This window comes from Trinickia fusca, assembly GCF_003628145.1.
GTDB classification, from domain to species: Bacteria; Pseudomonadota; Gammaproteobacteria; order Burkholderiales; family Burkholderiaceae; genus Trinickia; species Trinickia fusca.
The window spans coordinates 106,355-113,949 of record NZ_RBZV01000014.1; the positions used below are offsets into that span (position 1 = coordinate 106,355).

At 61.2% G+C, this 7,595-nt stretch carries 5 protein-coding genes; 2 read left to right on the forward strand and 3 right to left on the reverse strand.

Annotated features, from left to right (window positions below; translation table 11 throughout):
- Positions 1–1,683, reverse strand: a 1,683-nt coding sequence (locus tag D7S89_RS27990; RefSeq protein ID WP_245983196.1) for a beta strand repeat-containing protein, incomplete at its 3' end; no start/stop codon positions are given.
- A 652-nt stretch (positions 1,684–2,335) separates the two neighbouring features.
- The gene (locus tag D7S89_RS27270) at positions 2,336–2,605 is read right to left on the reverse strand and encodes a hypothetical protein (protein WP_147426752.1); all 270 of its coding nucleotides are present in this window, start codon (positions 2,603–2,605) and stop codon (positions 2,336–2,338) included.
- Positions 2,606–2,651: 46 nt separating this feature from the next.
- Here D7S89_RS27270 and D7S89_RS23520 point away from each other — a divergent pair, with 46 nt between their 5' ends.
- Both D7S89_RS23520 and D7S89_RS23525 read left to right on the forward strand, forming a co-directional pair.
- A complete protein-coding gene (locus D7S89_RS23520; protein ID WP_183085332.1) occupies positions 2,652–4,847 on the forward strand; it encodes a TonB-dependent siderophore receptor in 2,196 nt (731 codons plus the stop codon).
- A 14-nt stretch (positions 4,848–4,861) separates the two neighbouring features.
- Positions 4,862–6,052, forward strand: a complete 1,191-nt coding sequence (locus tag D7S89_RS23525) for a PepSY-associated TM helix domain-containing protein (protein WP_121281274.1) — start codon at positions 4,862–4,864, stop codon at positions 6,050–6,052.
- Positions 6,053–6,253: 201 nt separating this feature from the next.
- On the opposite strand, the gene D7S89_RS27995 is transcribed toward D7S89_RS23525, so the two are convergent.
- The coding region (locus D7S89_RS27995) for an autotransporter family protein (RefSeq protein ID WP_245983198.1) at positions 6,254–7,595 on the reverse strand (1,342 nt) is incomplete at its 5' end.

The window sequence follows — 7,595 nt, forward strand, 5'->3', positions numbered from 1 at the left end:
TCCGCCGAGCACGGTGTTGAGCCTGATCGTGCCGTTCTGCCCCACATAGCTTTGCACGGTCAGCGTGTTGCCGACACCAGCGCCGCCCAGTTGCACCGTGCCCGCATTGGTCAGGCGCCCGTTGACCGTAAAGCCGCCGGGCGCGCCACCCCAAAGCGACGGCAGCGCATCGGCGACCACAACCGTACCGTTGTTCGCGACATCGCCGTTGACCGTGCCGTAGCCGCCAAACGTCGTGCCGAGCGCTACACCGACACCGCTTGCGAGCGATGCTGACGGATGCGCCGCGTCACCGAGCACAAGCGTGCCTGCGCTGAGCGTGGTGCCGCCCGCGTAGGTATTGACGCCGTTGAGCACGAGCGTGCCCGAACCAATCTTGGTCAGCGAGCCTGCGCCGGCAATGTTTTGCGCGATCGTTGATTGATACTGCTGCGTATCGATCGTGCCGCCGCCGGCCGCGATCGTCATCGCTCGCGTTGCCGCAAAATCGAAGCTGCTGCTCAATTGCAGCGTGCCACCATTGAACGTGATGGCGCCCGTCGGGTCGCCCATCACGTTGTCGGCGCTCACCTGAAGCACGCCCTGATTGAGCACGGTCCCACCGCTGTACGTGTTGCTGCCGGCCGTACTGGGCGCCAGTATCAGCGTACCCGCGCCATCCTTTTCCACTGCGCCTGTGCCGCTGATCGATCCCGTATAAGTGTCGTCGACGTTCTGCACGAACTGAACGAGACCGTTGTCGGTGATGGCTGGTGTCAGCGTTTGCGCGTTGCCCTGCAACGTGCCTTGCGAGTCGACGAGCATGCTGCCCGCGTACTGAGTGTTGTTCCCAGCCAGCACGAGCGTGCCTTGCTGCACTTCGGCCGAGGTGAAGCCGAATGAGCTGAGCGGATCGTTGATGGTCCAGGTGCCGCTGTCCTGTTTCTGGAGTGTCTGAAAATCCGTGACTCTGCTGGGCAGCACGTCCGAGCCGGCACCGTTCAGCGTCAGCAGATTGGCACCGCCACCACCACCGTCGATGGCGCCACTGATCGTCGATCCCGTATACATGTGAAGCGCATTGTTGCCGTTCCCGAACACGAGGTCGCCGATCACGGTACCGCGGTTCGTGAAGTCCACGTCGCCGTTGCCTGAAGCGCCTAACACCCTCGCGTGCGACGAGCCACCGTGGCCTTCGATCACACCGGTCGTGTTGTTGACGACATAGTTCTTGCCCGAGAGGTTTTGAAACCAGATGGCTGCGCTACTAAGGGCGCGAATCGTGCCGTTGTTGACGATCAGGTTGCCGCTGCCTTCCGGGTTGATGGCCTCTCCATCGACTTCGGTGCCCGAGGAGAGGACCGTTGCCCCTTGTTCGACCGTGATCGTGCTGTTGTTGCGGAACTCGATGGTGTCCGCGCCCGTCATGTACAGGCCTCGATTCGTCTGCGACGTGTTTTGCACCAGCGCGCCGCTTCCGATGTCGATCGTCGCGTTGTCCCCGAGGCTCATGGCGTTGGCGTCGCCGACCACGATTTGGGCGTTTTGACCGATTATGACGGAGCTGCCCGAGGCCGTGGATGCGCCCGTCCCGATCGTGCTCGTCCACGGCGAGGGCGCACTCGTATCGCAAGCGGTCACGTTGCTGGCCGTCACGCAATTCGAATACGCCGGCAATGGGATCAGCGCTATATAGGAAAGCACGGCAAGATACGCCGCAGTCAGGCGCCGGTCCGGTCTGTCCGTGCAAGTTTGACTCCACATCGATTTGATACGGTATGCGCCACGAGCATTTCTTGGTTGGATAGGCTTACGCACGACGTTCTCCTGAAGTCATAAATAAACACGGATAAATTGCAATGCACGAGAATGCGATTCGGCGTTGCCGGGCAACGACCAGGCAAAAAATTAAATAAAAATTCAGGCAATACCGCTCCACACCGCTCAATGGCGGTGGAGTCGTACACGTTCGCTGCAAAAATGGCGCGTATGAGCCGATCGATATCCGGGCAGGGCAGCGAATATCTGCCGAATTTCAGATCTGGAACGCTGCGTCCGAGCCTGTCTAGACAGACGGAGGGCTTCGTCTATTTCGCAGGATCTACCTTGGCCCAGCTAGGTCTGGCGATTCGAATGACACAAGACTGAACGGGATATCTTTGGCGTCGAAAGCACCGTTTGTCGATATGCCATTTGTTGCATCACGAGGTCGTGGTCAGCGGATTTTCTTTCCAAGACATTGCATAGTGAATGGTCTCCATGGGAATTCTTTATTTGAGTATGTCACGCACCTTACATTCAAAATATAAAAATGTTTAAAGGCGACCTGTCTTTACATTTTTTTTGTTTCTCGACATCAATTGAAAATGGGGGTGCATGGAGATATTGCTGCGCCCTGGGCAGATAGCAATTTCTTGATGGTGAGTTGACTTTCGAAAGGATTAGAAAGGTAGCGGTACTGTTCGGGAGTTGCCGTCTCTCGACCTGCTCCGCGCCGTTCCGCATGACGCGATCGTTTGCTGGCAGCACGCGGCAAGCTACGTCGCCAAGCACGCCCTTTCACCAGCCGAACAGCAACATTTTTGACAGCGACACTAAACATGATGACAATGAGATTGATTCTCATTTACAATTAGACCAACAGGTCTTATCGGTCGACAACAAGGCGGGAAATGACACGTATCAACGGGGAACGGCCGGCTGGCCGGTTTGGGGCACGCGCGATCGGCGTTGCCGCCACATTGGCTTTTGCTTCGAGCGAGGCGGCCTTTGCGCAATCGATGCCAAGTGGCGAACGGGTAGGGACGGAGGCTGTGTCGGCATCAGTGAAGGAGGGCAGCACGCTCCCCGAAGTGCGTGTTCGCACAGCGACTTCCCCAAAGACGTCGCAACACCTTGCAGACGATGTCAGCAATGGTGCACTCGGCACGCGCACGCAGCTCGAAACACCTTATTCGACGGCGGTCGTGACCGGCGAGCAAATTGAGGACAACCAAGCAAACAAGCTCGGCGACGTATTTTTCAGCGATGCATCGCTGTCGGACAACAGTAGCCCTTACAACGCGTGGGCGACGTACGTGTCGGTACGGGGCCTGCAGCTGGACTGGCAGAACGGCTTCAAGATCGACGGCATGCCGTACAACGGCTACGGCATCACGATGCCGTACGAGCAGCTCGAGAAAGTCGAATTGCTCAAGGGCCTGTCGGGCTTCATGTATGGGTTCGCCGCGCCCGGAGGCGTCGTCAACTACGTGACGAAGAAACCGCCGCAGTCGGACAGGGCCATCCGCAGCGTCGATGTGGGCTACCGTTCCGATGGCCTTATCGCCGAGCATCTCGATGTGGGTGGGCGTGTCGGCCCCGGCAATCTGTTCGGCTATCGCTTCAATGCGACACATGAGGAAGGACACGCCGTCAACCACGGCGAAGTGCGACGCGACACGCTGTCGTTTGCGGGTGACGCACGCTTGAGCCGCAATCTGAGCGCGACGTTCGGCGCGCTGTACCAGGAACGGCATGCATCCGGCATTGCGAGTTCGATCAATACGTCGTTGTTCAAAGGGGCAGCGTTGCCTGTGCCACCGTCGGGTGCAAGCAGCAACCTGTCCGTGCCCGATGAGCACCTCGATACGAATCTGCAGCTCTATACCGCCGGCTTGCGCTACAACCTGAACGAAGACTGGTCCGTCAGCACCGCTTACAGCTTCAGCAAGACCACACGCTACCGCAACGAGAGCACGTACTACCTGCAAGACACCGCAGGCAACTACTCGGACACGCGCTTTGCCGGCAAGGAAGGGCACCAGATGAGCGCGTGGCAGACCACTGTCGAGGGCAACGTGAAGACGGGGCCGCTGCAGCATGCGCTCGTCTTCGGGTTCGCGTACCAGCGGCAGACCAACGACTACGAGGCAAACAGCTTCTACAACACGATCGGCTTCGGCAATCTATATCGCCCCAATGCCAATCATTTCGATTCCTACGGTCAGCCGTGGGATACCTATCGCAACGCCGACATTACGCAACAGGCCGTATTCGCGAGCGATACGATCGCGTTGACGAGTCGCTGGTCCGTGTTGGGCGGCATGCGCTACACGAACTACGAGCAACACGGCTATGCACTGGACGGGAGCACGACGTCCACCTACAAAAAGGACGGACTGCTGACGCCGACGGCTGCGCTGATGTTTCGTCCGTCGGCTGACACCACGTTCTACGCGAGCTACGTCGAATCGCTCGAACCGGGCACGATTGTCGACAAGACGTATGCGAATGCTGGCTCACTGTTGAAGCCGATCCGCAGCAAGCAATACGAAGTCGGCGTGAAGACGGAAAGGAGCCGATGGAGCGCGACCGCCGCGCTCTTCCGCATCGAGCGCGCTTCGCAGTATGCGAATGCGCAGAACGTCTATGCGACCGATGGCGAGTCGGTTTTCCAAGGCATCGAAGCCGGCGGCGACATGCAGGTCGGGCCGCGCGTGAGCGTCGGCGGCGACATCATGTGGATCGCGACGCAGTACGAGAAGGGATCGGCATACAACGGCAATCGCGTGGCCGGCGCACCCGGCTTCGTGGCAACCGCCAGGGCCGCCTACGTGGTGCCGTTCTTCACCGGACTGACGCTGCGCGCAGATGCGAAGTTCACGGGCAACACGTCCGTGCGTCCCGCCGGCGACCTGAAGACGGCCGGATACACGCTCGTCAACGTGGGCGCGACATGGGCCACCAAAATGGCAGGGCATGACGTTACGCTGCGCGCGGCTATCGATAACGTCACGAACCGACGCTACTGGGAGTATCAGTACGCCGACTACGTGACGCCCGGCGACCCGCGCACGCTGTCACTGAACGCGAAGTTCGACTTCTGAGGCGGCGGGCGCGCATGAGGTTGCTGCTCGTTCGTCTGCACCGATACTGCGGTCTGGCCACGGCACTGTTTCTGTTCGTGGCCGGGCTGACAGGTGCGCTGATCGCATGGGACCAGGAAATCGACGCCGCGCTCAATCCGTCGTTCTATCGCGCGAACACACGAGGGCCGGTGCTTCCTGCATGGGAACTGGCACGTCGTATCGAAGCGGCCGATACGCGGCTCGAAGTCACGTATCTGCCGCTCGGGGTCGAGGCGGGCAAGGCTTTGCAGGTGAGGGTCGCTCCGCGTATCGACCCGCGCACGGGACAGCACTACGCGCTCGACTTCAATCAGATGGCCGTCGATCCGGCGACCGGGCACGTGCAAGGACGTCGCATGTGGGGCAAGGTGTCGCTCGCGCGCCTCGATCTGATGCCGTTTCTCTACGAGCTGCACTACACGCTGCATGCGCCCGTCATCCGCGGCTTCGATGCCGGCACGTGGCTCATGGGCATAGTCGGCATCGTCTGGCTGTTCGACTGCGTGTTCGCACTCGTGCTCTCATTCCCCAGCGTGAAGTCATGGCGCAAGTCGTTCGCGTTTCGTTGGCAGCGCGGCGGTTATGCGCTGACGTTTGACTTGCACCGGTCCGGTGGCGTCTGGATATGGGGAATACTGGCGGTCGTCGCGACGACCTCTGTGTCGATGAACCTGTCGGAGCCGGTCGTGCGGCCACTCGTGTCGGCGATCACTACGCTGACGCCATCCCCGCCGCAAGATCCCGGGTGGATGCGGTCAGGCACGCCCGGACATGCGCCACTGACGCGTGAGCGCGTGACGGCGATGGCATCCGAGGCCGCGCGTGCACACCGCATCACGGCTCCAGCCGGGGCGCTTTATCGCGTACCCGACTCCGATGCATACGGCGTCGGCTTCTTCGCGCCGGGCCATGAGCGTGGCGACGCCGGTCTCGGCAATGCCTGGTTCTACTACAACGCGAGCACGGGCAAGCTCGTCGGCACGTCGATACCGGGCGAAGGCACTGTCGGCGATGTGTTCATGCAGGCGCAGTTCCCGTTGCATTCGGGGCGTATCGCAGGGTTGGCCGGGCGGATCGTCGTCAGCGCCGTGGGGCTTGCCGTCGCCGCACTGAGTGTGACGGGCGTGATCATCTGGATCAGGAAGCGAAACGCACGCCGTCGTGGGGCGGCGGTTCGCGGTTGATTGAAGTCTTCAATCGGGAGCGATCGCAAAGAGCAAATCTATCGGATAGGGCGACGCCAGCGCCGGCATATCGCTCCTGGAAAAGTAGCGGGTCCAAGCCTGTCCCGAAGCTTTCTCCTGTATCGGAAAAGTCTTGCATTGCTCGAAGCGTTGCCGGGCCTGCATCGATTTTGCAGGCCCGGCGAGTGCTCGATTATCCGATCACCAAGCCCAGCGTACGCCGGCATTGCCGGTCACCGTTCGCTGATGATCGCCACCCAGGTTCGTCAGGTAGCTGACGGTCAGGAAGGCGCTGCCATGCTTCGTAAGCTTCGCGACGACACCGGCATCGACCTGTCCCATCGTCTGTCCGACGTGCGTGCCGATCGTGGTGCCGTCACCGTACGTCGTCTGGTTGTCACTGCCGAATTCGCGCAGCAAGTTCAAGCGCACGTAGGGCTGCAACGCCGTGCCGATCTCGTCGTAGTGGCCGGATAAACGCGCACCCAAGCGTCCAATCAAACTGTTGCCGTGGTCGAACGTGACGCTCGAGATCCCATCGTTGAGATCATTGATCGTCGTGTGCTGCCAAATCAACTGGAGCTGCGGCTCGAGCGTCAGCCCATAACCGAGTGCGAACGGCAGGCCGCCTTCGACGGAAGCGGTCAGCGCCTTGCCGTGCGTCGACGTGTTGACCCCGTCGCGCGATGACGGGCTGATGACCAGCGAGCTGCCCATCACGACCGCATCGCTATACCATCCGCCCGGGCCGACGTGCGTCCAATAGCCGCCCACGCTGTAGGCGTCCATCGCCAGTTCGCCGACGGCCGCGTTCCGCACGCCGCCTGCAAAGCCTGTGACATCGCCCGTGGCACGGGCAAAGCCGAGGAAGAAGCCGTAGTGATTGCGATGTCCGCTGGCGCTCGTATCGGCGTAGATGTCGTGACCGACCTGCATGCCCGTCACGGAGCCGTCGAATTCAGGGCTGACATCGCCGCTCTGCGACAGCACGGTATGGCCGCCCCATACGCGCCCCCATGCCGCGGGCAGGGTGCCGTCTTCGGTCAACAACGATTGATCGCCTTGCCGCATGTGAAAGTTGTCGACCTGCAATCTGCCGAGCAGGCGGGCCACGGCAGGAATTTCCGCATAAATAGGCACTTCGGCACGGTACAGCGGGGTGGGGTCGCCCGCGCCGGATCCGCTGCCGGCGCCCGCACCTGCACCTGCACCTGCACCTGCACCTGCACCTGCACCTGCACCTGCACCTGCACCTGCACCTGCGCCCGCTCCGGCCCCAGCGCCCGCACCTTCGCCTTGATTGATGGCGGTATTGCGCAAATACCAGTTCTGCAACGTATCGGCACCCGTGACCCCGCCTCGCGTCAGGTAGTACTGGTACGCACCAGCCTTCATCGTTCCGCCGGCAAGCTGAAATGCGCCGACATTGGTCGTCGCACCATTGGCCGCTTGAACGACCTCGATGCCGTTGCTCGTGATCGCGGCCCCCGTGCCGCCGACGTTCGTGATGGCCAGCGTCGTGGAGCCCGTCGCGCTCCCGCCA

What these genes read in the sequence shown, in the direction of transcription:
- D7S89_RS23520 (WP_183085332.1), top strand. Translation starts at nt 2,652, where the DNA reads ATGACACGTATCAACGGGGAACGGCCGGCTGGCCGGTTTGGGGCACGC.
- D7S89_RS27270 (WP_147426752.1), bottom strand. Translation starts at nt 2,605, where the DNA reads ATGAGAATCAATCTCATTGTCATCATGTTTAGTGTCGCTGTCAAAAAT.
- D7S89_RS23525 (WP_121281274.1), top strand. Translation starts at nt 4,862, where the DNA reads ATGAGGTTGCTGCTCGTTCGTCTGCACCGATACTGCGGTCTGGCCACG.